Raw genomic sequence first — 25,235 nt, 5'->3', positions numbered from 1 at the left:
TTCGGTAGCAAGGAACCTCGCTCTCCGTGCAGGGTTATTCACATGACGATATGGAATGGAGCACTGCCGAGCATTGGACCTGTCGAGGATGCCTTCAACTGCGATCAGAAGCATCGATTACCAACCGGCGACGAGGATCCTCTCCGTATGGTTCGCCCCGAGCGGAAGCCGCTATGATTACGAGGACGTGCCGCCGCAGGTCCACGCGGCATTCCGCAAAGCCTCGTCAAAGGGCCGGTTCTTCAACGAGCATATTCGCGACCGGTACAAATACCATCTGGTCGAGCAGAGCCATTCGAGCTGAGCCTTCAGCCGCTTCTCAACCACGATCTCGGCTCTCCGCCATGCCTGGCCGCGTGGTGGCAATGAGCGGACTTCGCAGTTGGCGAGCGACCTGATATTGATCATGGTCCCACCCAAAACATCGAAAGCTTGGAATGTCCGCCGAAGCCGAAAAAACCGAGCGAAGGCGAGACCTGGCCGAAACCCGGCAAGCTCGGAGCACTGATCGCTCAATCGCTGACCGAAAATGCCAAAGCCCGGTTCGAGGTGGATTCTGCCCCCGGCAAAGGAACGCGGGTGACCATCGTGTTCAACAGATCGGCCGCCCTCGCGACGTAGCCGGTCGAGCAAGCGCCGCCATTCGAGGCCATCCGCCTCAGCCGGGCCCCTCCATTACCTTGCGCGTGTGGCGGGCGATGACACCTTCTTCGTCGGTCGCCACGACGCGGACTTCCACCTTGCTCTCCGCCTGGCTCATCAGCGCGGCATGAGAGCGGTTGGCGGCCTCGTCGATCGCCACGCCAAGCCAGCCAAGCCTGTCGCAAATCGCTTTACGGGCCGTGGCCGAGTGCTCGCCGATGCCGGCGGTGAACACCAGGCATTCGAGGCCACCCAGCGTGTTGGCGAGGGCGGCAACTTCCCTGCCGGCGCGGAAGGCGAAAAGCTCCAGCGCTTCGCGCGCCCGACGGTCGTCGCTGGCCTCCAGCGAGCGCATGTCGCCGGAAATACCGGACACGCCGAGCAGGCCGGATTCCTCATAGAGCATGTGCTGCAGCGCCTCTCCCGAAAAGCCTCTTTCCAGCAGCAGGTACAAAAGCACGCCCGGATCGATGGCGCCGCAGCGCGTGCCCATGACCAGGCCGTCAAGCGCCGAAAAGCCCATCGTCGTATCGACGCTGCGCCCGGCGCGCATGGCGCACAGGCTCGCCCCATTGCCGAGATGGGCGACGATGGTTCTTTTCGCCGCCAGATCGGGCGATATCTGCTTGAGCCGGCCGGCGACATATTCGTAGGAAAGCCCGTGAAAGCCGTAGCGGTGGATGCCGTCTGCCTCATAGCGGCGCGGCAGCGCGAAACGGCTGACCAGAGGCTCGATGGTCCGATGGAAGGCGGTGTCGAAGCATCCGACCTGCGGCAGGTCGGGCCGCAACGCGGCAAGCGCCCGGATCGGCGCGAGGCTGCGCGGCTGGTGCAGTGGCGCAAGCGGCGTCAGCCTGTCGAGAGCCTCGACAATTGTCGGCGTCAGGCGGACAGGTTCGACGAAGTCGCGGCCGCCATGGACGATGCGATGGCCGGCGGTGATGAGTTTCCTTCCGCCAAGTTCGTTCTCGATCCATTGCAGCATCTGGCCGATGCCTAAATCGGGCGATGCGTCTGCTGCAAGTGGCCGATCGCACTGCACCGCCCCATCGGCGGCTTTTGCGGTCAGCCTTGGCGCATCGCCCAAATCCAGCGAACCGCGCGAGGCAAGATCCAGCTCAGCGGACACTCCAAGATCGTAAAGCCCGAACTTGATGCTCGACGAGCCGGCATTCAACGCAAGGATCGATCGTCGCATCAATCGCCGGCCCTCGTCGCGCCGTCCTGCGGCCAAGACCATTTCTGGATCTCGGGCATGTCCTCGCCATGTTCGCGGACATAGGCCGTGTGTTCAGCCAATTTCCCGTGCAACGCCGCGGCAAGATCCTTCGCCCGCTCGGCCAGCCCCGGCACACGCGCGATCGCGGCGAGCGCGAGATGGTAGCGGTCGAGCTGGTTGAGCACCACCATATCGAACGGCGTCGTCGTCGTGCCTTCCTCGCGAAAGCCGTGCACATGCATGTTGTCGTGGTTGGCGCGCCGGTAGGTCAGACGGTGAATGAGATAGGGATAGCCGTGATAGGCGAAGATGACCGGCTTGGCCCTGGTGAACAGCGCGTCGAACCTGTCATCGGCAAAGCCATGCGGATGCTCGGAATTCGACTGCAAAATCATCAGGTCGACGACATTGACGACGCGGATATTCAGGTCCGGAATGCCCGAGCGCAGGATATCGGCTGCAGCCAGCGTCTCCAGCGTCGGCACGTCGCCGGCGCAGGCCAGGACCACATCCGGATCTTCGCCCTTGGCAACCGTCCCGGCCCATTCCCAGATGCCGGCGCCGGCCTTGCAGTGTGCTTCCGCGTCTTCGGCGGACAGCCATTGCGGCGCCGGCTGCTTGCCGGCGACGATGACGTTGATGCGGTTGTAGGTTTTCAGGCAATGGTCGGTGATCCACAGCAGCGTGTTGGCGTCGGGCGGGAAATAGAGCCTGACCGTGTCGGCCTTCTTGTTGGCGACGAAATCGGCAAAGCCTGGGTCCTGATGGCTGAAGCCGTTGTGATCCTGTCGCCAGACATGCGAGGTCAGCAGGTAGTTGAGCGAGGCGATCGGCTTGCGCCAGGCAAGTTCGCCGGAGGTCTTCAGCCATTTGGCGTGCTGGTTGACCATGGAATCGATGATGTGGACGAACGCCTCGTAGCACGAGAACAGGCCGTGGCGGCCGGTCAGCAGATAGCCCTCCAGCCAGCCTTGGCAAAGATGCTCGCTGAGCACTTCCATGACGCGGCCGTCACGGGAAAGATGGACGTCGTAAGGCTCGATCCGCTCCATCCAGACCCGATCCGTAACCTCGAACACGTCGTCGAGGCGGTTGGAGGACGTCTCGTCGGGTCCCATCAGCCGGAAATTCCTGGCCTCGGCGTTCAAGCGGATCACATCGCGAAGATAGCTGCCGACGGTCCGCGTCGCCTCCCCGACAGTGCCGCCCGGACGCGGTACGTCGAGCGCGAGGCCTTTCCAATCGGGAAGCACGAGGTCTTGTTTCAGCAGGCCGCCATTGGCGTAGGGGATTGCGCCCATGCGTCTTGACCCTGTCGGTGCCAGCGCCGCGAGCTCCGCCAGGAGATGCCCGCGTTCGTCGAACAGCGTCTTCGGTTCGTAGCTGCGCATCCAGTCTTCGAGGATCTGCCGGTGCGCCGCATCGCCTCGTGCGTTCGACACCGGGACCTGGTGCGAGCGCCAGAAATCCTCGACCTTCTTGCCGTCGACCTCTTTCGGCCCGGTCCAGCCCTTTGGGCTGCGCAGCACGATCATCGGCCACAGCGGCCGCTCTCCCTTCCAGCCCGCGGCTCTTGCAGGCTCCTGGATGGAGTGGATCCGGTCGAGCACGGTATCGAGCGTGCGGGCCATCTCCCGATGCATCGGGGCAGGCTCATGGCCTTCCACGAAAAAGGTTTCGTAGCCATAGCCGAGGAACAGGCTGCGCAACGCCTCGTCTTCCATGCGGCCGAGGATGGTCGGGCTGGCGATCTTGTAGCCGTTGAGATGCAGGATCGGCAGGACGGCACCGTCGGATGCCGGGTTCAGGAACTTGTTGGAATGCCAGGCCGCGGCGAGCGGGCCGGTCTCGGCTTCGCCGTCGCCGACGACGCAGGCAACCACAAGGTTCGGATTGTCGAAGGCGGCGCCGAAGGCATGGACCAGCGCATAGCCGAGCTCTCCGCCTTCGTGGATCGAGCCGGGTGTCTCCGGAGCCGCGTGGCTCGGCACTCCGCCGGGAAACGAGAACCGCCGGAACAGCTTTCGCAGGCCGTCTTCGTCCCCGCCGACCTCGGGATAGATTTCGCTGTAGGTGCCCTCGAGCCAGCTGTTCGCGACCATTGCCGGGCCGCCGTGACCCGGGCCGCAGATGAACAGGACATCGAGACCACGTTCACGGATAATCCGGTTTAAATGCACATAGATGAAATTGAGGCCGGGCGTCGTGCCCCAATGGCCGAGCAGCCGCGGCTTGATGTGCTCGGGCCGCAAGGGCTCGCGCAAGAGCGGATTGTCGAGCAGGTAGATCTGGCCAACCGAGATGTAGTTCGCGGCGCGCCAGTAGCGGTCCATCAGATCGATCTGGTCAAGGCCGGTCGTGTGCGCAGCGGTGCGGACCTCGTCGTTCATGGAAATGCCTCCGGAATACCCTCGTCCGTCGTTATCTGGAGTGGCGTCGCGTCGGAGAAAGGATTTGCCTTGAAATAAGTTTGGGCGGCGTGGCTAGCGATTGCCGATCCTGCAACCCGCCTCGCCGGACAAAAGCGGGTCGGTCTTTTGGGGAACCTCGGGGCTTGCCAACGGTTAGGGAGATGCACCGCATTGCTTGGATCCAAAGGGACTGCCGAGGCCCTGAGATACGAGCCGGCCGAGGTGGCGTTGAGCAGCTTGGGCGATTGTAGCGGAGGCCCATAGGAGGAGCAAAAAGATGCTCGATCTCTCCCATGCCCGCAACCAAATGGTCGACATCCACTTGAGCCGCCGTGGCATTCGCGACCGCAATGTCCTTCAGGCGATGCGCGAGGTCCCGCGCGAGGCTTTCGTCGATCCTGGCTTTGAAGAATTCGCCTATGAGGACGGGCCGCTGCCGATCGCCGAAGGTCAGACGATATCGCAGCCCTACATCGTTGCGTTCATGATCGAAATGGCCGAGGTCGGAGCCGGCGACCACGTCCTCGAGGTTGGCACCGGCTCGGGCTATGCGGCTGCCGTAATGAGCCGGATCGTCGAACGCGTCTACACGATCGAGCGCCACGCCGCGTTGGCTGAAACGGCAAGGCAGCGGTTCAAAAAGCTTGGCTACGACAATATCGAAGTCCGCACCGGCGACGGCACCAAAGGCTGGCCCGAGGCGGCACCCTTCGATGCGATCCTGGTTGCGGCCGCCGGACCCGGCGCACCGCTCGCTCTGCAGGAACAGCTCGACGTCGCTGGCCGGCTTGTCATCCCGGTCGGCGATGAATTCGACTCGCAGCGCCTGCTCAAGGTCACCCGTACCGGCGCCGCAACCTACACTGAGGAGGATTTCGGCGGCGTGCGGTTTGTTCCGCTGATCGGCGAGCAAGGCTGGGGCGAGCCAGGCAGCGACAGCCAGATAGCGGCCGATCTTCCGCACCGGCATCAGCGCAGGAGCAGCCTGCCGCAGATGATCGCGGCCGCCGCCGAACCGCTTCCGGATTTCGACGATCCGGCCTTCGGTGCGCTGTTCGACCGGTTTGCCGACCGCCGCGTCGTCTTGCTCGGCGAAGCCAGCCACGGCACGTCGGAGTTCTACCGTGCGCGCGCCGCGATCACTCGCAGGCTGATCGAGAAGCATGGCTTCACCATCGTCGCGGTCGAGGCCGACTGGCCCGATGCCGCGGCGATCGACCGCTACGTCCGCCATCGGCCGCCGCGGCCTGGCGCAGATCCGCCGTTCCAGCGCTTTCCCACCTGGATGTGGCGCAACACCGACGTCGCCGAGTTCGTCGACTGGATGCGACAGCATAATGAGCGGATCAGGCTATCCTCCCGGCGGGCCGGGTTCTATGGCCTCGACATCTACAATATGGGTGGATCGATTGCGGCGGTCCTGCAATATCTCGACCGGGTCGATCCGCAGGCGGCGAGGATCGCGCGCGAACGCTATGGCTGCCTGACGCCGTGGCAGAACGACCCGGCCACCTATGGCCGTGTCGCACTCACCTCCGGTTACCAGAAATGCGAGAAGGCCGTGCTCGAGCAATGCCGGGAACTGCTTTCCAGAGAGCTCGACTACGCGCAGCAGGACGGCATCGATTTCCTCGACGCGAGCCAGAATGCCCGTCTGGTCGCCTCCGCCGAGCGCTATTACCGCACCATGTATTACGGCGGCGCGCAATCCTGGAACCTGCGCGACACCCATATGTTCGAAACGCTGGAGCACCTGCTGCAGGCCCGCGGCCCGAACGCCAAGGCGGTGGTGTGGGCACATAATTCCCATATCGGCGATGCCCGCTATACCGAAATGGGGATCGTCAGGGACGAACTGAATATCGGCCAGCTCTGCCGCCAGCGTTTTGGCGACGAGGTTGCCTTGATCGGGCTCAGTACGCATTCCGGGACGGTGGCCGCCGCCACCGACTGGGACGGCGACATGGAAGTGAAACCGGTTCGGCCTTCCCACAACGACAGCTATGAGCGGCTTTGCCACGACAGCGGCGTCTCGCCTTTCCTGCTCGATTTCGATCGCGACGACACGCTGCGCGAACGGCTTCTGGAGCGCCGGCTGGAACGCTTTATCGGCGTCATCTACCGGCCCGAAACCGAGCTCCACAGCCATTATGCGGACGCCTCGCTCGCCCGCCAGTTCGATGCTTTCGTCTGGTTCGATGAAACCAGTGCCGTGACGCCGCTTGGGCCGGAACATGCGGGGACAGGCCTTCCCGAGACCTATCCTTTCGGGCTGTAGCGAATTTGGACCCTGGGAAAGTGGAAAATCAAAAGAAGGAGGTCACCGATGGCCGGAAAAAAGACTCATGAGCAGCAATTGCGCGTCATCGAAGAGCGCGAGAACACGAAAAACGCCGGCAAGGATTTCGACGCGGAAGCGGATTTGAAAAAGACCAGGCAAGAGCGCGAGGCGTTCCGGCGCGGTGCCGAGCTCAGATCGGACCCGAAGGACATTGCCGATCCCGACGACCGCAACATCATCCGCGGCGAGCACCAGGAAAGCGCCCACAACAAGCATCGCACCGACCGCTGAAACGGCAGGATCGCTTGACGTTAAGATAGTACGCCGGTTCCGTTCCCTGATCTGACGGATGCAGCGTTCGTGGCGGCAAGTTGGCGGACGAGGGCCGTCTTGATCCCTGGCGCTATTCAGCAAAAAATGTCGCGGCGACAGCAATTGAGACGAGGCTCAGCATCGCCAGGCCTGCCCTGGCGACATGCGAAGCCTCCCAGACGTTGTGCAAGTCTCTCCAGTCGCCGGTCTGCTTTCGAGAGAACATTGAAAAAAAGGTCGCGGCTGATTGCGGCATGGCAACGTCTTGCACCCAGAAATTATTGACGGGATGCGTGATCAACCAATAGGTCGCATGTTCCGCCAGCAGGAAGGCGAGCGCCGCCAAGGTCCACCAGAATCGAGCGCTTGGATAAGGCGTCAGGTAGAGCATGATGGCGAGGGCAATGATGCCGCCGATCTCGGCAAAGCCGCCGATCGTGAAGCCGGGATAATAGATCGCCTGCACTGATCTGTAGGTGGCCTCCTTGAGGCGCAACTTGCCGGGCAATTCCAGTGCGTGCGCAAGTGAGAGCGCCATCGTGACAGCGACCAGAAGGACGGTGGCGATCATCAATGCGCGCATGTTCCTGCTCCCTGAATGATGCCCTCGTGGCGCGCGCGTACTTAGGGTGGTTGGTGATCCGGTAAAGGCAACGACACCCGACTTCGCCGGCAAGTCCGGTTCGGTCATTCCCCGATCTGGCTGGTCGACCGTTCGTGGACTGTGGCGCCGGTCTGTGCGTCGACCGCAGCCATGCTGACCTCGTAGCCCCAGAGCTTGCGGATATGGCGCAGCGTGGCGTCGCGGCTGCCGCCTTCCAGCACTATGCCGTCCTTGACCTTATGCTGCAGGCGCAGATGCCGATCGCCGAGCAGGTCCACGTCCACCACCTGGATGTCCGGCCGGCTGGCGCCGATGTCGTAGCTGTGGGCGAGTGCGGCGCGGATGCTCTCGTAGCCGCGCTCATTGTGTATCGAGGCGACTTCGTAGTGCGGATCGTTGGCCGCATCGGCAAGCACAAAGAACCGCCATTTCCGGATCAGGGTAGGGCTCAGATACTGGCGGATGAAGGACTCGTCGCGATGGTTGGCCCAGGCGTCCAGCAGGGTCTGGCGCCAGTCGCCATTGCCGGCGATATCGGGAAACCAGTCGCGGTCCTCGGCGGTCGGCGCGGTCGAGATGCGCTGGATGTCCTGCATCATGTCGAGGCCCAGCGCGTAAGGGTTGATGCCGGAAAAGCGCGGATCGTCGAAGCCCGGCTGGAAGATCACGTTCGAATGGTTGCGCAGCACTTCCAGCATGGCGCCTTCGCCGATCAGGCCGCGGTCGAACAAAAGGTTCATCAGCGTGTAATGCACGAAGGTGGCGCAGCCCTCGTTCATCACCTGCGTTTGGCGCTGCGGATAGAAATACTGCGCGATGACGCGGACAATCCGGATGACCTCACGCTGCCAGGGTTCCAGGATCAGGCTGTTCTTCTCCAGGAAATAAAGCAGGTTTTCCTCGGGCAGCTTGAGCGATTTCCTGCGCTCCGCCATTGTATCCGTCTCGCGGGGCTTGGTGCCGTCCTTCGAAGGCGGCAGCGTGCGCCATAGGTCATTGTAGGAACGCTCCTCGTATTCCAGGCGCTCGCGAACGCCCTCGCGCTGCTTTTCCGACGACAGTTTCGGCGGCCGGTGATATCTGAACACGCCCTGTTCCATCAGCGCATGTGCGGCATCGAGGATCTCTTCCACCGCATCGACGCCATGCCGCTCCTCACAGCGGGCAATGTAGCCCTTGGCGAAGTCCAGATAACTGAGGATGGCGCTGGCGTCAGTCCACTGCTGGAACAGATAATTATTCTTGAAGAAATGGTTATGGCCGAGTGCCGCGTGCGCCGTCACCAGGGCCTGCAGGGCCATGGTGTTTTCTTCCATCAGATAGACGATGCAGGGATTGGAATTGATGACGAGTTCATAGGCGAGCCCCCGTCCGCCTTTGCGGTAGAGCAATTCCTGGTAGAGGTAGTGCTTGCCGAACGACCAGTGGCGGTACATCAGCGGCATGCCGACAGAGGAATAGGCGTCGAGCATCTGTTCTGAGGAGATGATCTCCATCTGCACCGGATAGACGTCGAGGTGGAGCTCTTCCGTGGCGACCGCCTCGATGGTCTCGTAGGCACGCGACAGCGTCCTGAAATCCCAGTCGGAACCGGAAAACAGCAACCCGGATTTGCTCGCCATCAGCCCCCTCTTTCAGCGCTCTTTTGATAACCCGGCTGTCTGGCGAAGAGCTGGCGGAAAACCGGGTAGATGTCGGCCGCCGTGGCGATGCGGCTCATCTGGAAGTTCGACCACCTCAGCTTGACCGCACTGTAGGCACGCCACAGCGACGTGCCGTTGTCGGTGGCGCCGAAGATGTGGCTCTCACGCTCGTCGAGGATCTCGACATAGGCGAAATACTGGCAAAGCCGCATGATCTGTTCGTCGAGCAAGGCGATGCAGCGCTCGGAATCGGTGACGAAATTGTCGCCGTCCGAGGCCTGGGCGACATAGATGTTCCATTCGCGGCTGGGATAGCGTTGCTCGACGATGCGGTGCATCTCCTCGAGCGCCGTGGAAACCACCGTGCCGCCGCTCTGAGTGTTGTAGAAGAAGGTTTCCTCGTCCACCTCCTGCGCCTCGTGCGTGTGGCGAATGAAGACGACCTCGGTGCGGTCATAGCGCCGTTTCAGGAACAGGTGCAGCAGCACGAAGAAGCGCTTGGCCAGATCTTTCTCGCGTTCGCCCATCGAACCGGACACGTCCATCAGGCAGAACATCACCGCATTGGCGTTCGGCACCGGCTGGGCGTCGAAGCGGTTGAAGCGGATATCGACCGGATCGACAAAGGCGATCCGCTTGCGGCGGCGCTCCAGCCGCTCAAGCTCTTCCTGCAGCGCCACGATGCGCTGCCGCATCTCGGCGTTTTGCGGCTTCGTCTCCAGCGTCGCGATCTCCTGCGCGACAGCGTCGACCGCCTCCTGCTTGGGGCGCCTGAGCGCTATGCGGCGGCCATGGCTGTTGCGCATCGTGCGCCCGACATTGATGTTGGTCGGCGAGCCGGTCGCGGCGAAGCCGGCCCGGCGCGGCTTGAAGGCGAGGATCTCCTTGAGGTTGAGCTTGACCATATCAGGCAGTTCGAGGTCTTCGAAAAAGAGGTCGAGCACCTCCTCGCGCGACAGCACGAAACGGAAATCGTCCTCCGATTCGGTTCTCCCCGGGGCGGATCCCATGCCGCCGCCCTGGCCGGGTTTAGGCAGCCGGTCGCCTCGGGCAAAATGCTTGTTGCCGGGCAGGACGTGCTGGCGGCTGCCGCTGTTCCGGGCATCCTTGAAGCTCGGCTCGCCGGTGCCTCGCGCCGGCATCGAAACGGCATGCTCGGCGTCCACGTCGGCGATCTTGCCGGTGCGGATCTGATCGCGGATGGTGCGCTTCAACTCTTCGCGCGCCCGCCGCAGGAAACGCTGCCGGTTGCCGAGGCTTTTGTCCTTCGGGTTCAGTCGGCGATCGATGAAGATCGGCATATGTTACCCCGGGCTGGCTTCAACCCGCCTTGTTCACCCGCATGTACCAGTCCACCAGCCGGCGGACCTGGCGCTCGGTGTAGCCGCGCTGGATCATCCGCTGCACGAATTCGGTATGCCGCTTCTCCGTCACGCTGTCCTGCTTGGAGCCGAAGCTGATCACCGGCAGCAGATCTTCGACCTGCCCGAACATCCGCTTCTCGATGACTTCGCGCAGCTTTTCGTAGCTTGTCCATGATGGGTTGCGGCCATGGTTTCTGGCCCGCGCGCGCAGCGTGAACTTCACCACTTCGTTGCGGAAGTCCTTGGGATTGGCGATGCCGGCCGGCTTTTCGACCTGCGACAGTTCGTTGTCCAGAACCTCGCGATTGAGGATCTGGCCGGTATCGGTATCCTTGTAGTCCTGATCCTCGATCCAGGCATCGGCATAGGCGATGTAGCGGTCGAACAGGTTCTGGCCGTATTCGCTATAGGATTCCAGATAAGCCTTCTGGATCTCGTGTCCGATGAACTCGGCATAACGGGTCGCCAGCTCCGACTTTATGAAATCGAGATAGTCCGCCTCTGTTTCCTTCGGGAACTGCTCGCGCTTGATCGCCTCTTCCAGGATGTACATCAGATGCACCGGATCGGCGGCCACCTCTTCGGTGTCGTAGTTGAAGGTCTGCGACAGGATCTTGAAGGCGAAGCGGGTGCTGACGCCGGTCATGCCTTCATCGACACCGGCCGCGTTTCGGTACTCCTGGACCGACTTCGCCTTGGGATCGGTTTCCTTGAGGTTCTCGCCGTCATAGACGCGCATCTTGGTGTAGAGCGGCGAATTGTCGTGTTCGGCCAGGCGGGTCGAAACGGTGAACCGGCTGAGGATATCGAGCACTTCCGGAGCGCAGGGGCTGGAGGCCAATTCGCTTTCGCGCAACAGCTTCTCGTAGATCTGCCGCTCTTCGGTGACCCGCAGGCAATACGGCACCTTGACCACCAGGATACGGTCGAGGAACGCCTCGTTGTTCTTGTTGTTCTTGAACTGCAGCCATTCCGATTCGTTGGAATGGGCAACGATGATGCCCTGATAGGGGAAAGCGCCGAAATTCTCGGTGCCGTTGTAGCTGCCTTCCTGGGTCGCGGTCAGCAGCGGATGCAGCACCTTGATCGGCGCCTTGAACATCTCGACGAATTCGAGCAGTCCTTGCGTGGTCCGGTTCAGGCCGCCGCTATAGGAATAGGCATCCGGATCGGACTGGCTGAAGTTTTCCAGCTGCCTGATGTCGACCTTGCCGACCAGGGCCGAAACGTCCTGGTTGTTCTCATCGCCCGGCTCGGTCTTGGCGATGCCGATCTGGCGAAGCCTGGACGGCATCAGCTTGACGACGCTGAATTTGGAGATGTCGCCGGACAATTCGTCGAGGCGCTTGGCCGCCCAGGGCGAGATCAGGCCGTTCAGCCGCCGCCGGGCGATGCCGTATTTATCCTCCAAAAGGTCGCCCATGCGGTCGGGGTCGAACAGCCCGAGCGGCGATTCGAACACCGGGCTGACCTGGCCGCCGACCTTCAGCGTATAGATCGGACGCTGCTCCATCAGCCTTTTCAGCTGCTCCGCAAGCGAGGACTTGCCGCCGCCGACCGGGCCGAGGAGATAGAGTATCTGCTTGCGTTCCTCGAGCCCTTGCGAGGCATAGCGGAAATAACCGGCGATACGCTCGATCGTATCCTCCATGCCGTAAAAGTCGGCGAAGGTCGGATAGATCTTGATCGTCCGGTTCGAAAAAATACGGCCAAGCCGCTCGTCCTTGCTGGTATCGACAAAGGTCGGCTCGCCAATCGCCTCGACCATCCGCTCGGGCGCCGAGGCGTACATCGACTTGTCCTCGCGGCAGGCAAGCAGATATTGCTGGAGGCTTATCTCCTCCTGCGCCGCATTCTTGTAAACCTCGGAAAACAGATCGAAGACGTCGGATTGATTCTCACGCATGGTATTCCTAGCCCCGGAGCCGGTGTGGCTGCACGTTTGTCTCTTGAACAACCAAATGTCGGAAAGCCCTTGTGGTTCCCTTCACTTTGCAGAGAGTGCCTGTGACCGAATGATAAGACTCTAGATAAGGGCATCCTGAGTGCAGACAAGGCGTGGAACGCCCCGCTCGAAGCATTAAATCCTGAATCGCGCCACGCCGTGCGGGCGACCTCCGATAAGACGGAGGAACGGTTCTGGTCCTTCCCGGTTGTGAAGGAAAGGAGACGGTTCGATGTTTGAGACTAGTTTGTGGTTGCTCGTTGTTGCAGGCGGTCCACTGCTGCTGGCAATCCTGATCGCCTACGCCCTGCTCACGCAGCGCCGTCGCGGCCCGGCGGAGCGCAGGGAAAGCGACCGCGCCACCGAGCGCCTGTACCAGGAAAAGAAGGACTGACCGACAGGATCGCAGCTCAGCTGCCGGCAACCGCCAGCCCGGCCACTTTTTCGGCGCGCAGCAGCATGCCGAACAGGTCACGCGGTTCATCGGGATCGGCCAGAAGGTCTAGTTCCTCGTAAAGGCCGGTCCGCTGAAGCTGATCGCGGACGTAGCGCAGCGCGGAAAAATCCTCGATCGCAAAGCCGACGGAATCAAACAGCGTGATCTGTCCGGCGTCCGTCCGGCCTGCTGCCTTTCCTGTCATCACCTGCCACAATTCGGTGATCGGATGGTCCGCATCGAGCTGCTGGCTCTCGCCTTCGATGCGCGTCTGCGGCGGATACTCGACGAAAATATTCGAGCGCAGCAGAATGTCGCGATGCAGCTCGGTCTTGCCCGGGCAGTCGCCGCCGACCGCGTTGATGTGCACGCCGGACCCGACCATGTTGTCGGTCAGGATTGTTGCCGACCGCTTGTCGGCGGTCACCGTGGTGATGATCTCTGCACCTTCGACGGCCTCCTGCGCCGACGCGCAGAGCTTGATGTCGAAACCCATGCCGGCAAGGTTCTTCATGCATTTGGTCGAGGCCGCCGGGTCGATATCGTAGAGGCGCAGCCTGTCGACGCCAAGCAGCGCCTTGAACGCAATCGCCTGGAATTCCGATTGCGCGCCATTGCCGATGATCGCCATGCACCGGGCGGCCTCGGGAGCGAGGTATTTCGCCGCGACGGCCGAGCTTGCGGCGGTTCTGAGCGCCGTCAGGATGGTCATTTCCGAAAGCAGCATCGGATAGCCGTTGCCGACATCGGCAAGCACGCCGAAAGCGGTCACGGTCTGGCGGCCGTCACGCGTGTTCTTCGGATGCCCGTTGACGTATTTGAAGCCGTAAAGCTGCCCGTCGCTGGTCGGCATCAGCTCGATGACGCCGTCAATGCTGTGCGAGGCGACGCGCGGCGTCTTGTCGAACAGCTCCCAACGCGTGAAATCCTCTTCGATATAGGCGGCAAGCTCGACCAGAAAGCGCTCGATGCCGATGGCAAGCACCAGCTTCATCATGCGGTCGACGCTGACGAAGGGAACGATGTTCAAATTGACCGTCATGGCTCAGAACCCCCTCGTTGGGCGATCCATGATCCGCCGGCCCATCAAGCTTGCGGTCAGGTCGACCAAAAGCGTGGCGGTGCGGCCGCGTTCGTCGAGAAAAGGGTTGAGCTCGACCAGATCGAGACTGGTGACGAGGCCGCTGTCATGCAGCATTTCCATCGCCAGATGCGCCTCGCGGAAGGTGGCGCCGCCTGGGACGGTGGTGCCGACCGCCGGGGCGATCGACGGGTCGAGAAAATCGACGTCGAGGCTGACGTGGAGCATGCCGTTGGCGGCGCTCACCCGTTCGAGAAAGGCGCGAAGCAGTTGCGCGATGCCGTGCTCGTCGATCGAACGCATGTCGTGGACCGTCACGCCGGCTCTGCGCAATGCATCCCTTTCCGCCAGGTCCACGCTGCGGATCCCCAGCGCGCATATGCGAGCCGGCTCCACCTGCGCTGCAAGGCGGGGGAAATAGCCCTCGAAGCCGGGCTGCCCGCTGGCATAAGCCAGCGGCACACCATGCAAATTGCCGCTGGTCGTCGTGTCGAGCGTATGAAAATCGGGGTGCGCATCGAGCCACAGCACGAAGAGCGGCCGGGCGGCATTCGCCGCCCGGCGGGCAATGCCGGCGAGCGTGCCGGCCGAAATGCTGTGGTCGCCGCCGAGAAAGATCGGCATCGCATCGGCGCTCGCGGCATAGGCCGTTTCGCTGATTGCCGCCGTCCAGGCCGCAATTTCCGGCAGCGCCTTCACCGCCGCGTTGCCGTGTACGACAGGACGCATGTCGGCAGGGACGATCGTTCCGAGGTCGGTCAGCGTATGGCCGAGCTCGGTCAGTGCGCCGGCCAGGCCGGCCGTGCGCAGCGCACTCGGCCCCATCTCGCAGCCCATGCGGCCTGAGCCGGCCTGGATCGGCGCCCCAACGATCGTGCAATGCATTTGTCATACCCCGCCAATTACGATGCCTTTATTGAAGCCGGCATCGCTGGCAGAATGAACATGTCAAATTGGCAAATTTGTCGAAGTGCCTTACCATAGCGGCAGCATCTACTTCCGTTGTGAGCAATCATGGACCACCTCGACGAGCAGATCATCACCTCTTTGCGGCACGACGCCCGGCGCAGCATTTCCGACCTTGCCGTTAGCCTGGGTGTCTCCCGGGCAACGGTAAGGTCCCGGATCGAGCGGCTTGAAAGAGACGGCGTCATCGTCGGCTACACCGTCATTCTGCGCGCCGACGCGGTCGATCAGCGCGTGCGTGGCATCATGATGATCGAGATCGAAGGCCACGCCGCCGATCGCGTCATTCGGGCGCTGGGCGGCTTCTCCGAGGTCTCGACCATCCACACCACCAATGGCCGCTGGGATCTGGTGATAGAACTCGGAACCCAGACCCTGAGCGAGTTCGACGCGGTGCTGAGACGTATCCGCCTGATCCCCGGAATTACCGGCAGCGAAACAAGCCTGCTCCTGGCAACGCCGCGCACCACCAAGGCGCGGCTGTGACCTTCGAGGAACCGCCTTGGGCCTGTAGCGATAACGAAATCCGAAGCCACAGAACCTTCAATTGCCGGTGCGGTTAGAGCAATTCCAGGAAAAGTGTGAAACGGTTTTCCGTTCGGAATTGCGTCAAACAAGAGAGATCGGTTCAGCGTTTCCCCCGATGAACCGTTCTAGGCTCGGACAGCCCTTCTTCGAGGGAGAACAATCATGGCTCACGCCCAGCAGGAACTGGTCGAATTCGTTATCAGCAAAGCGTTCAATCCGGTCGTGCGGGCCAAACCAGACGGAAAATCCGATGCCGAACGCAAGACGCTCGAGCACGTCCAGCAAGCCACGAAGACCGAGATCGAGCGCTATCGCCATTACGGCTCGGCCGAGGAGGTCGCGACCAATTTCAAGCGCGACCTGAGCTCAGATGCCGCCAAAAAGTTGCACTCCCAGCTGCGGCGCCTGCATCTGCCGACGATCGAGGATATTCGCGACGAATTTGAGGACAAAGCCCGCAAGCTCGGGGTCAAGGCCTCGTCGTAGATCCGCGACCGGTCCTCGGTGACGTCCGTCAGGCTGTCATCACAAGCCGTCCTTGGTCGGAGGCCACCCTGACCGAACCGTCTCGGGGATGTTGTCCGACGTCAGATCGCCCCGATTGAGCTTTTCGATCGCTTCATCGGCTTCGCTTTCGTCGAGACCGGAAAGCGGCAACCCGCCGACCACGACGGCTTCGTCGCTCTCGCTGTCATAGACCTCCCAGAGGCCTTCTGAATCCTGTCGTTTGTCGAACGGCATGGCACTCTCCAACACCGCTATTGTACGCCTGCCACCCATTTCAGGGCCTGGGCTTTTTCGTCCTCCGGGAACACCCGCGCCTCGATTTGCGGAAACAGCGCGTCCGTCATTTCCGTAGCTGCCTTGATCCACTGCTTGTCGGAAATCACGGCGGCACGTTTGAAGCGGTGGAGCTCGCCAAGTTTGCTCAGCCCATACTGCAGGTCGCGCCGCAAGGCGCCAGCCGTCATGTCCTCGAAATCGGTAAGATCGGTCAGGACGCCGATGTCCTTATGGTCGCTCAGTTTGGCTTCGATTGCCGGGATGACTCTGTCGTAGTCGTCCGCTGTCACAGTGCCGGTGACACGAAAGGCGGCGACGTTCTGGGGAGCGGAAATCATCTCGATCATTTTTCCCCCGGTTTCTGACTGGCTGGCTGCCTGAAACAAACTCGGGCCATTCGCGGATGTTCCCTGCCAAAGGCGTGTTTCACTTCGACCTAAAATGACGATCGGCCGGCTTCCCCGACCGGCCCTCGGATCACCTGGGTGACGACGGTGTAACGCGTGATTTGGCCCTCCTCGGGGTCCTCTCCGTCGAAGTGGATTTCTGCATTCAGCGGCAGCTGCGCGGTGTTGCCGAACTGCTTGACGGCGGAGACATGCACAATCTGCACGTCGGGGTCACGCGTCATGGCGTCCATTGCCGCAAGCTCGGCCGTGCTGCTGCCGCCGATCCGCCAACTGGCTTCCAGCACTCCCGATCGCCAGATGCCCGAGGAATCGACACCTTGGCCGATGTCGTAGTTGCGCCGTGAGGCGAAAAATCCGGGATAGCCATCCATCGCCGCGTCGTAGGTCCTCGCCTGCGCCACGGCCAAACCCAGCGTCGGCGATAATCGCAGCTCATCCAGCGCCTCCCATCCGCCGCGCACGACGACCAGATCGGATCCGCCGTAAACGGGCTGTCCGTCGTTGTCGGTCGTCGTCCGCTGGGTGCCGTAATAGCTGATCGACAATTCGTCGATCATGGTTCTGCCAACGCTCAGCGTAACGATGTCGCGAAGCTGCGTTTCGAGAACAAGGCCGTATTCGCTTAGGTCAGAGGATGGATATTGGTCCAGCAGCCTTTCGACATCGCCGACCGTCGCGGCGGTGTGCTGGTCGCGGCCCCGCGAAGCGCGCGGTGGCTTGAACCGGACCAGCCCGAGCTCCAGCAGACGTTGCGCTGCGCGCAGCGCGTCGTGGCGTGAAAATGCGGTGTAACCGGGCAGTACGGCCGCGGCGACGGCCCTGCCGAAGCCGGCGTGCCATTCTTTTGGCCGTGCCGCCGATCCGTCCACCAGCTCGTGGGTTATGGCCTTGGTGGTTGCGAGGCGCCAGGGCACCACACCGCCGAAGAGGTCGTCCGGCCCGTTTATGCCCAGTTGGAGCGCATCGACGGCAAGCAGGCTGTCGTCCGGCACGAAATACAGTCGGCCACTGTCACCGCCGCCGTCACGCAGGCCCTGGCGGAAGGCAAAGCCCTTCAACGCCGCAATCGTGCGCGCAACGGCAGCGACGGTTTCCCGCTCGTGGGTATAGATTGTCTCGCCGCCCGGCACGGAGAATGCGACCACAACACCTTTCGCCCCGCTTGGTTGCTTACCGCTTAGCCCGGTCATGTCGCGCCCTTCGTCCATTGCCGAGCCTCTTGCCGCCATTCCGCGGCGATGCGTCCGAACCGAAAAACCCGCTTCCTCGGCGAATGTTCCGGCCAACGGCCGGCTGCGGGTTTGACCAGGTGGCTGCCCGGAACATCGGTGGCTCGCGGTTGTTATGCGGGAACCTCAGCCAGGGAGATCGAGACCATGGCTTTCACGCTCAAAGCTCGATGGCGAAAAAATACCGCCGCGCTATTCCCGCGACGGCGGCAACGTCTCGCCGCCATTGGAGTGGACGGACGCGCCGCAAGGAACCGAAAGCTTCGTCCTGGCCGTCGAGGACCCCGACGCCCCTTCAGGCATGTTCCGTCATTGGGCGGTCTACGACATCGACGCACAGCGGAACTTTCTTCCCGAAGGCACGACCGCCGGCGCCAAGACCGAGAGCCTCGGACACGGCGTCAATGATTTCGGCAATCCTCATTATGACGGCCCCCAGCCGCCGCCTGGGCATGGGCTCCACCATTACCATTTCCGGCTTCTTGCGGTCGACGTCGAGACGCTGCGTCTCGACGAGAAGGCTGCCGTCGAAGACGTGCTGAAACAGGCCGCGCCGCACGTCGTGGGAGAGGCCGAGCTCGTCGGCACATTCGAACGGGCTTGAGACCGGAGCTCGCTGTCGCATGAACTGCGGCGAACGGCCGGAATAATCGCTAAAGCGCGTCGCGTTCGATCGGCCTCATGCGACGCGCTTTAGATTCTTGTTTTTACGCATGTCGTTATCACAAAACCGCTGCACACTTTTGCGCGACATGCATCAGCGGTTCATGTTCATGATCGCGTTCATCGGCATCAAATTGTGGTCGAGGTTGGCCATGATCCAGATCGAGCCGCCAATCACCAGAACTACGATCAGCACGCCGAAGGCAAGCGCTAGAGCGTTGTTGGTGTTGTCCGGCCCCGTCGTGATGTGCAGGAAGAAGACGAGATGCACGCCCATCTGGGCGATCGCAAGCACGACCAGCGCCACCGGAATGCCGGGTGCCCATATCAGGTTGGTTCCGAGCAACCAGAACGAGGCGATGGTCAACAGCGTTGCCAGCCCGAGGCCGATCACATAGCCGCGTAGCCCGGATCCGACTTCGGTGTCGCCGAGGTATTCGTCACCCGGCGCCGTATCGATGTCGTAGCGCTCCAGCCCATCGGTGTCGCGCCGTTGCGCGTGGCGATCGTCCGCATTGCTCATCGACTTGCTCCCAGGAGATAGACCACCGTGAACAGGGCGACCCAGATGATGTCGAGGGCGTGCCAGAACAGGCTGAAGCACATGAAACGCCGAAGAATATCGTCACGGAATCCCTTGGCGAAGATCTGCGCCATCATCGTGAGCAGCCACAGCAGCCCCGCCGTCACGTGAAGGCCATGGCATCCAACCAGCGTGAAGAACGCCGACAGGAAAGCACTGCGCGTCGGTCCGGCATCGCGGGCAACCATATGCGCGAACTCGCGCAACTCGAGCAGGATGAAGCTGGCGCCGAGCACGAAAGTGACAGCCATCGCGACATAGAACCAGGAGCTTCGCCGCGCTGTCACGGCGAGGCTGGCGAGACCGCAGGTAAAACTCGACAAAAGCAGGGCCGCCGTCTCGATCGCGACGTTGCGCAGGTCGAACAGCTCGGCCCCGCTTGGTCCGCCCGCCGTCTTGCCCGCCAGCACGGCGTAGGCCGCGAAGAAGGCCGAGAACATCACGATGTCGCTCAGGAGGAAGATCCAGAAGCCGTAGCCGACGACGATCCGGATCGGTGCCGGGCCGCCGTCGCCGTGGCCAGGTGCATGGCCGTGCCCGCCATGGAGGCGGTAAGGGTCACGCTCTCGAACATCGATCGCGGTCATGGCCTTGGCCCTGTGTAGGTAACCAGCGCCTCGCGGCGGGCACTTCGGTTGGCGCGGTCGATCCGGGCGACTTCGGCGGCAGGAATGACGTATTCGGGGATGTCGCGCCACGCGAATACGACGAAGGTGGCCAAAGCACCGAGAGCGCCGAGCGCCACCATCCACCAGATGTGCCAGATGAGGGCAAAACCCATTACGGTCGCAAAGAAGGCGCAGATGAACCCGGTGGGACTGTTGCGCGGCATCTCGATCGGCTCGTAGTCAGGCTCGTCGCGCAGCCGGTTTTGTTCGCGTGCCCGCTGCTTGATGCTCCAGTAGGGCTCTTCGCCCTCGACATGCGGAAGCGCGGCGAAGTTGAAGACCGGCGGCGGCGAGGGCGTGGCCCATTCCAGCGAGCGGCCGTCCCAGGGATCTCCGGTGGCGTCGCGAAGCGCCGCGCGCTGCCGGATGCTGACGACGAGCTGTACGATCTGCGCGACCACGCCGGCGGTAGTGATTAACATGCCGACGCCGGCAGCCAGCACCCAGGGATACCATGCCGACACGTCGAAATGCTGCATTCGGCGGGTCATGCCGAGCAGGCCAACAGCGTAGAGCGGCACGAAAGTGACGTAGAAGCCGATCAGAGTCAGCCAGAAGGCCAGCTTGCCCCAGCCCTCGTGCAGCCGGAAACCGAATGCCTTTGGAAACCAGTAGGTATATCCCGCGAAGGCGCCGAACAGCACACCGCCGATGATGACGTTGTGGAAATGCGCCACCAGGAACAGGCTGTTGTGGAGCAGGAAATCGGCTGGCGGCACGGCCAGCAACACGCCCGTCATACCGCCGATGACGAACGTCACCATAAAGCCCAGCGACCACAGCATTGGCGTCGCGAAGCGGATGCGGCCGCCATACATGGTGAACATCCAGTTGTAGATCTTCACGCCGGTACCGACAGCAATGATGCTGGTGGCGATGCCGAACGCGGCGTTGACGTCGGCCCCGGCGCCCATGGTGAAGAAGTGGTGCAGCCACACCATGAAGGAGACGATGCAGATGAAGAGCGTCGCGGCCACCATCGAGCGGTAGCCGAACAGCGGCTTGCTGGAGAAGGTAGAGATGACCTCCGAGAAGATGCCGAACGCCGGCAGGACGAGGATATAGACCTCGGGATGGCCCCAGGCCCAGATCAGGTTCACGAACATCAGCATGTTGCCGCCGGCTTCATTGGTGAAGAAATGAAAGCCGAAATAGCGGTCGAGCGTCAGCATCGCGAGCGTGGCGGTGAGGATCGGGAAGGCGGCGACGATGAGCAGGCTGGCGGCGAGTGAGGTCCAGCAGAACATCGACATCCTGAGGTAGCTCATGCCGGGCGCCCGCATCTTCAGGATCGTGGTGACGAAATTGATCCCGGTGAGCAGCGTTCCGACGCCCGATATCTGCACCGCCCACAGATAATAGTCGACGCCGACGCCCGGCGAATAGGCGGTCTCGCTGAGCGGCGGATAGGGCAGCCATCCGGTACGGGCGAATTCGCCGATCACCAGCGAGATGTTGACCAGCAGCGCACCGGTGGCGGTGAGCCAGAAGCTCACCGAGTTGAGCGTCGGAAAGGCAACGTCGCGGACGCCGAGCTGCAGCGGCACGACCAGGTTCATCAGGCCGATGACGAACGGCATCGCCCCGAAAAAGATCATGATGGTGCCGTGGGCGGAAAAGACCTGGTTGAAGTGATCGGGCGGCAGATAGCCGGGCGCCTGGAAGGCGAGGGCTTGCTGGGACCGCATCATGACGGCGTCGCTGAAGCCGCGCAGCAGCATCAGCAGCGCCAGCAGCGTGTACATCACGCCGATCCGCTTGTGATCGACGCTGGTGATCCATTCGCGCCACAGATAGGGGAAATGGCCGGCCAGGAAGACCCAGGCCAGCACGCCGAGAATTGCCAGGGCGACGACCGCCGAGGCGATCATCGGCAGAGGCTGATCGAACGGAATGACGTCCCAGCTCAATTTTCCGAGCATTGTCAGCCTCCTGTCGCGGGCGATACGCTCGGCTCGGGGCGACCGGCCTGGGGACCGGGCGCGGGCGGAACGCCCTGCGTCGCGATTTCATGGAAAAGGTCCGGCTCGACCGAGCGATAGGTCGAAGGCGGCACGTCGATGCTCTGTCTGGCCAGTTCCTGGTAGCTGGCCTTGTCGAGTGCCTGTCCCTGGCTTCGCGCCGAATTGACAAACGCGTCGAAGGCATCCGCTGCGACGGCATGCAGCACGAATTGCATGCCTGGAAAACCGTCACCGCTGAAATGGGCCGACCGCCCATAGAATTCGCCGAGCTGATCCGCCTGCAGGTGAAGCTGCGTCGTCATGCCATTCATCGTATAGATCATGCCGCCAAGCTGAGGCACGAAGAACGCGTTCATGACGCTTGCCGAGGTAAGCGAGAAATGCACCGGCCTGCCCGCCGGCACCACGAGCTGGTTGATGCTCGCCACATTCTGCTCGGGGTAGATGAACAGCCATTTCCAGTCGAGCGAGACGACCTGCACCTCAAGCGGCTTTTGCTGCGAATCCAGCGGCTTCATTGGATCGAGGTCATGCGACCCGATCCAGATGATGCCGCTCAGAAACAGGATGACGAGGATGGGGATCGACCAGACCACCAGTTCGATGCGTCCGGAATAGGCCCATTCCGGCAGGTACCGCGCTCTTGTGTTGGTTTCCCGGAACCACCAGGCAAAGCCGAGCGTCGCCACGATCGTCGGGATGACGATGGCCAGCATGATGGCGACCGAATTGAGCAGGATCGTCCGCTGCGCCGCCCCCACCGGCCCTTGCGGATCGAGCACGCCGCCCTGGCAGCCGGCAAGCAGCCCGACCAGCAAAATCGTCGCGCCGAGGCAGCCAAGACGGATGGCGGCACAGTTTCGAACGATCACCCTCAGCAGCATGAGATCTCGCCGTTTCCTGAAAACCGATTGGAACGTTGCAGGCAGCGTGGCTGCCAACCCCGAATGTGCGCGCCGGTGTGCTCCTGGCGACAGTTTCTTCACGCACGCGGCTCCGGCTGGCAGAACCACATGCGGCGGACGTCATCGTTAAGCGGTCGACCTGTCGAGAACCCCTCCAAATCCTAAAAACCAGCGGCAAATCCCAAGCAACCAGAGCCAAATCTTAAGAAACCAGCGACAGGACCCAGATCGAAGTTATCGCCAGAAACGTGGCGAATGCCAAGGCGGTAAACCGGTTCATGGCCGCGCCCACCGTTGTCCATTTAGTCCGCTCCCCGCGACTCGGCGCTGAATCCAGTGACGCTGCCCAGTGATGCTGCTCCAGATGGCTGCGCCAACCGAACGAATGTTCGTCGCGAAAGTTCCCAAAAAGCCAGATCCATCGCAGCCTTTGGTTGCAGGCCGGCGGCAACGCGATGCGCACCAAGGATGGTTGGGCGGCTTTCTCGCCAAACAGAAGCGAGGACTGGCTTTGCGTATGTAAAAACTACTTGTCTAGGTGAAAATAGTTGCTACTAATCGGCTGGGCCGGCGCATGGCCGCCTCTGGGAGGAATTTCGGCATGACAAGACTGCGCGGCCTCGCGTGGGATCACCGACGCTGCTGGGGTCCGCTCGACGCCAGCATCGGGCCGTATTGTGCCGCCAATCCCGGTCTTGAGATCGAATGGGACCGCCGCAGCCTCTACGAGTTCGGCGAGGGCGCGCTTGGTCCGGTGCTCGGCGCCTATGATCTTGTCGTGTTCGACCATCCGTTCATCGGCGATATTGCCGAAGGCGGGCTGATGGTGCCGTTCGATTTGTCGGCCGAGCAGCGCCGCGGCTTCGAACGGGATTCGGTCGGCGCGTCCTGGCAATCCTACGCAAGGGACGGGCGCCAATGGGCGTTGCCGATCGATGCTGCCTGTCAGGTTGCCTCATATCGCCCCGATCTGCTGGAGCGCTACGGGCCGCTGCCGCGCAGCCATGACGAGGTGCTGGAGCTCGGCCGGCGCGCCTTGAAGGACGGCAAATGGCTTGGGCTGCCGTTGGTGCCGACTGACGCCATGTGCCTGCTTTTGACGCTGGGTGAGCCCCGGGAAGACGGCGACGAGTTCATCGGCGGGGAAAAAATCGAGCAGGCCGTCGGGCAGTTGCGCCAGCTTGCGGCGCTGTCGCACCCGAACTCGCCGAAATGGAACCCGATCCGTTGCTACGATCAGATGATCGCGCATGACGACGTGGTCTACGTGCCGTTCGCCTTCGGCTATGTGAACTACGCCTCTAAGGCAGACAGGCCGTATCTGCGCTTCGCCGACGTGCCGACGCCGCGATCCGCCGGCGCCTTGCTCGGCGGCGCCGGCATCGGCGTCAGCGCCCAATCGAAACACAAGCAGGCAGCCATCGATTACGCGCTATTTCTGTGCTCGCCCGGCTATCAGCGCGGCGACTATGTGAAATCCGGCGGACAGCCGGGGTCGCTGGCGGCGTGGCAGGATACCGAGGTCAACGCGCTCTCGGGCGGCTTCTTCGCCTCGACTCTGGCGACGATCGAAGCCTCCTATCTGCGCCCGACCCATCCGGGCTTCATCAGCTTCTTCCGCCAATGCGCCCCTCATGCCGCGGCGGCGATCGCCGGCGAATTGCAGGCGGCCGAGCTCGCGGATCGGCTGAACCGGCTCTATCGCGAGACCAGGCATGGCCAGCCGCAACGGAGCGTCGCGTAATGGCCGCCGATATTGCCCAGATCGTCGACGAAGGCGAAAGCGGCCGCAACGGCTATCGGGTGCCGGCGGTGGAGAAGGCGCTCGACATACTGGAATTCATGGCTGCCAGCGGCGAGCCGCTGACCCAAACCGAGATCGCCACCGGAATGGGGCGCTCCATTCACGAGATCTACCGCATCCTGCTGTTGCTGGAGAAGCGCGGCTACATTTTCCGGACGCAATCGGACCGCTTCCGCCTGTCGCTGAAGCTGTTCGAGCTGGCGCATATGCATCCGCCGGTAAACCGCCTGGTCGAATGTGCGCTGCCGGTGATGCGCGGCCTGGCCGCCAATGCCGACCAGAGCTGCCATCTCGTCGTGCGCGAAGGCGAGAGCGCACTGGTCGTGCTGCAGATCGATTCGCCTTTGCCGATGCGTTATTCGGTTGCCCTTGGCTCGCATTTCCCGATACTCGAAACGAGCTCCGGCGCGGTGCTGCTGGCGCATTCGAGCCGCGCCGAGCGCGACCGCATCGTCGAACGGATCGTCGCCGCAGGCGAAGGCCAAGGCAGCCGGACGGAAATCGAAGCGCGGCTGAACGAGGTCGCAAGGCTCGGCTATGAAATGCGCGCCTCGCTGGCTGTCGAGGGCTGCACCAACATCTCGATGCCGGTGCGCGACCATACCGGCGCCGTCATTGCCGCGCTCACCGTCCCCTTCCTGCCGCAAAAGGCCGCCCGCTTCGATCGCAGCACCGTCTTCGAGCGGACGAAGGCGGCGGCCGAGACGATATCGGCGGCGCTGGGCGCGGGCGAAGCTGCCGCCTCTTCACGTGCCGACCCGGAACGGCGGGACTATCCGTTCAGCAACTGACAA

Annotated in this window: 24 protein-coding genes and 1 pseudogene; 10 read left to right on the top strand and 15 right to left on the bottom strand. The window is 62.4% G+C overall.

The window, feature by feature from the left end; all coding sequences use genetic code 11:
- Positions 1-88: 88 nt before the first annotated feature.
- Together X773_RS55710 and X773_RS78125 are read left to right on the top strand one after the other, a co-directional pair.
- Positions 89-304, top strand: coding sequence for a KTSC domain-containing protein (locus X773_RS55710; protein WP_023677068.1), 216 nt, complete (start codon positions 89-91; stop codon positions 302-304).
- A 161-nt stretch (positions 305-465) separates the two neighbouring features.
- A pseudogene (locus X773_RS78125) lies at positions 466-621 on the top strand (histidine kinase); the annotation flags it as partial.
- Positions 622-658: 37 nt separating this feature from the next.
- On the opposite strand, the gene X773_RS55700 reads toward X773_RS78125, so the two are convergent.
- Together X773_RS55700 and X773_RS55695 are read right to left on the bottom strand one after the other, a co-directional pair.
- On the bottom strand, positions 659-1,840 hold the full coding sequence (locus X773_RS55700) for an acetate/propionate family kinase (RefSeq protein WP_023677066.1): 1,182 nt from the start codon (positions 1,838-1,840) through the stop codon (positions 659-661).
- A complete protein-coding gene (locus X773_RS55695) occupies positions 1,840-4,251 on the bottom strand; it encodes a phosphoketolase family protein (RefSeq protein WP_023677065.1) in 2,412 nt (803 codons plus the stop codon). Before X773_RS55695 ends, X773_RS55700 begins: the two co-directional genes overlap by 1 nt.
- A gap of 298 nt (positions 4,252-4,549) precedes the next feature.
- Between X773_RS55695 and X773_RS55690 the strand changes: the two genes are divergently transcribed.
- Complete coding sequence (locus tag X773_RS55690) at positions 4,550-6,550, top strand: protein-L-isoaspartate(D-aspartate) O-methyltransferase (RefSeq protein ID WP_023677064.1); 2,001 nt, start codon at positions 4,550-4,552, stop codon at positions 6,548-6,550.
- A gap of 48 nt (positions 6,551-6,598) precedes the next feature.
- Positions 6,599-6,844 (top strand): hypothetical protein, encoded by a 246-nt coding sequence (locus X773_RS55685; protein WP_023677063.1) that lies wholly within the window; start codon positions 6,599-6,601, stop codon positions 6,842-6,844.
- A gap of 112 nt (positions 6,845-6,956) precedes the next feature.
- On the opposite strand, the gene X773_RS55680 is transcribed toward X773_RS55685, so the two are convergent.
- From X773_RS55680 to X773_RS55665, 4 genes are all read right to left on the bottom strand, one after another.
- On the bottom strand, positions 6,957-7,436 hold the full coding sequence (locus X773_RS55680; RefSeq protein ID WP_245274717.1) for a DUF1772 domain-containing protein: 480 nt from the start codon (positions 7,434-7,436) through the stop codon (positions 6,957-6,959).
- Positions 7,437-7,552: 116 nt separating this feature from the next.
- Positions 7,553-9,091, bottom strand: a complete 1,539-nt coding sequence (locus X773_RS55675; RefSeq protein ID WP_023677061.1) for a SpoVR family protein — start codon at positions 9,089-9,091, stop codon at positions 7,553-7,555.
- Positions 9,091-10,413 (bottom strand): YeaH/YhbH family protein, encoded by a 1,323-nt coding sequence (locus X773_RS55670; RefSeq protein ID WP_023677060.1) that lies wholly within the window; start codon positions 10,411-10,413, stop codon positions 9,091-9,093. The genes X773_RS55675 and X773_RS55670 overlap by 1 nt, the downstream gene beginning before the upstream one ends.
- 19 nt (positions 10,414-10,432) lie before the next feature.
- On the bottom strand, positions 10,433-12,382 hold the full coding sequence (locus tag X773_RS55665) for a PrkA family serine protein kinase (protein ID WP_023677059.1): 1,950 nt from the start codon (positions 12,380-12,382) through the stop codon (positions 10,433-10,435).
- Between the two features lie 271 nt (positions 12,383-12,653).
- Here X773_RS55665 and X773_RS77340 point away from each other — a divergent pair, with 271 nt between their 5' ends.
- A complete protein-coding gene (locus X773_RS77340) occupies positions 12,654-12,815 on the top strand; it encodes a hypothetical protein (protein ID WP_023677058.1) in 162 nt (53 codons plus the stop codon).
- 16 nt (positions 12,816-12,831) lie between these two features.
- Here the strand turns inward: X773_RS77340 and X773_RS55660 are convergent, their stop codons facing one another.
- Complete coding sequence (locus X773_RS55660; RefSeq protein ID WP_023677057.1) at positions 12,832-13,899, bottom strand: ornithine cyclodeaminase; 1,068 nt, start codon at positions 13,897-13,899, stop codon at positions 12,832-12,834.
- Between the two features lie 3 nt (positions 13,900-13,902).
- Positions 13,903-14,823: an arginase gene (rocF, locus tag X773_RS55655; RefSeq protein WP_023677056.1), complete on the bottom strand. Its 921-nt coding sequence runs from the start codon at positions 14,821-14,823 to the stop codon at positions 13,903-13,905.
- Between the two features lie 129 nt (positions 14,824-14,952).
- Here rocF and X773_RS55650 point away from each other — a divergent pair, with 129 nt between their 5' ends.
- Positions 14,953-15,390 carry an Lrp/AsnC family transcriptional regulator gene (locus X773_RS55650; protein ID WP_023677055.1) on the top strand — a complete coding sequence of 146 codons (438 nt, stop codon included), beginning with the start codon at positions 14,953-14,955 and terminating at the stop codon, positions 15,388-15,390.
- Positions 15,391-15,594: 204 nt separating this feature from the next.
- Entirely contained in the window at positions 15,595-15,918 is a 324-nt protein-coding gene (locus X773_RS55645; protein WP_023677054.1) for a hypothetical protein, read from the top strand.
- Between the two features lie 39 nt (positions 15,919-15,957).
- On the opposite strand, the gene X773_RS55640 is transcribed toward X773_RS55645, so the two are convergent.
- The 3 genes from X773_RS55640 to X773_RS55630 all read right to left on the bottom strand — a co-directional run bounded on the left by X773_RS55640 (position 15,958) and on the right by X773_RS55630 (position 17,833).
- Positions 15,958-16,173 (bottom strand): hypothetical protein, encoded by a 216-nt coding sequence (locus X773_RS55640; RefSeq protein ID WP_031211849.1) that lies wholly within the window; start codon positions 16,171-16,173, stop codon positions 15,958-15,960.
- A gap of 17 nt (positions 16,174-16,190) precedes the next feature.
- A complete protein-coding gene (locus X773_RS55635; protein WP_023677052.1) occupies positions 16,191-16,562 on the bottom strand; it encodes an STAS/SEC14 domain-containing protein in 372 nt (123 codons plus the stop codon).
- Positions 16,563-16,651: 89 nt separating this feature from the next.
- Positions 16,652-17,833, bottom strand: coding sequence for a DUF3182 family protein (locus X773_RS55630; RefSeq protein WP_023677051.1), 1,182 nt, complete (start codon positions 17,831-17,833; stop codon positions 16,652-16,654).
- 136 nt (positions 17,834-17,969) lie between these two features.
- Between X773_RS55630 and X773_RS55625 the strand changes: the two genes are divergently transcribed.
- Complete coding sequence (locus X773_RS55625) at positions 17,970-18,458, top strand: YbhB/YbcL family Raf kinase inhibitor-like protein (protein ID WP_023677050.1); 489 nt, start codon at positions 17,970-17,972, stop codon at positions 18,456-18,458.
- Between the two features lie 153 nt (positions 18,459-18,611).
- On the opposite strand, the gene cyoD is transcribed toward X773_RS55625, so the two are convergent.
- From cyoD to cyoA, 4 genes are read right to left on the bottom strand one after another with little or no spacing between them, the layout of a single operon-like run.
- Positions 18,612-19,040 (bottom strand): cytochrome o ubiquinol oxidase subunit IV, encoded by a 429-nt coding sequence (gene cyoD / locus X773_RS55620; RefSeq protein ID WP_023677049.1) that lies wholly within the window; start codon positions 19,038-19,040, stop codon positions 18,612-18,614.
- A complete protein-coding gene (cyoC, locus tag X773_RS55615; RefSeq protein WP_023677048.1) occupies positions 19,037-19,687 on the bottom strand; it encodes a cytochrome o ubiquinol oxidase subunit III in 651 nt (216 codons plus the stop codon). The genes cyoD and cyoC overlap by 4 nt, the downstream gene beginning before the upstream one ends.
- Positions 19,684-21,690, bottom strand: coding sequence for a cytochrome o ubiquinol oxidase subunit I (cyoB, locus tag X773_RS55610; protein WP_023677047.1), 2,007 nt, complete (start codon positions 21,688-21,690; stop codon positions 19,684-19,686). Before cyoB ends, cyoC begins: the two co-directional genes overlap by 4 nt.
- 2 nt (positions 21,691-21,692) lie before the next feature.
- Positions 21,693-22,616, bottom strand: a complete 924-nt coding sequence (gene cyoA / locus X773_RS55605; protein ID WP_084641133.1) for a ubiquinol oxidase subunit II — start codon at positions 22,614-22,616, stop codon at positions 21,693-21,695.
- Between the two features lie 622 nt (positions 22,617-23,238).
- On the opposite strand from cyoA, the gene X773_RS55595 reads away from it, so the two are divergent.
- Both X773_RS55595 and X773_RS55590 read left to right on the top strand, forming a co-directional pair.
- Positions 23,239-24,381, top strand: coding sequence for an extracellular solute-binding protein (locus X773_RS55595; RefSeq protein ID WP_031211844.1), 1,143 nt, complete (start codon positions 23,239-23,241; stop codon positions 24,379-24,381).
- Positions 24,381-25,232, top strand: coding sequence for an IclR family transcriptional regulator (locus X773_RS55590; RefSeq protein ID WP_023677043.1), 852 nt, complete (start codon positions 24,381-24,383; stop codon positions 25,230-25,232). The genes X773_RS55595 and X773_RS55590 overlap by 1 nt, the downstream gene beginning before the upstream one ends.
- Positions 25,233-25,235: the final 3 nt, after the last annotated feature.

Source organism: Mesorhizobium sp. LSJC280B00 (genome assembly GCF_000502835.1).
GTDB lineage: Bacteria > Pseudomonadota > Alphaproteobacteria > Rhizobiales > Rhizobiaceae > Mesorhizobium.
The sequence above is the reverse complement of the archived record's forward strand: the minus strand, read 5'-3'. Positions and strand labels throughout refer to the sequence as shown.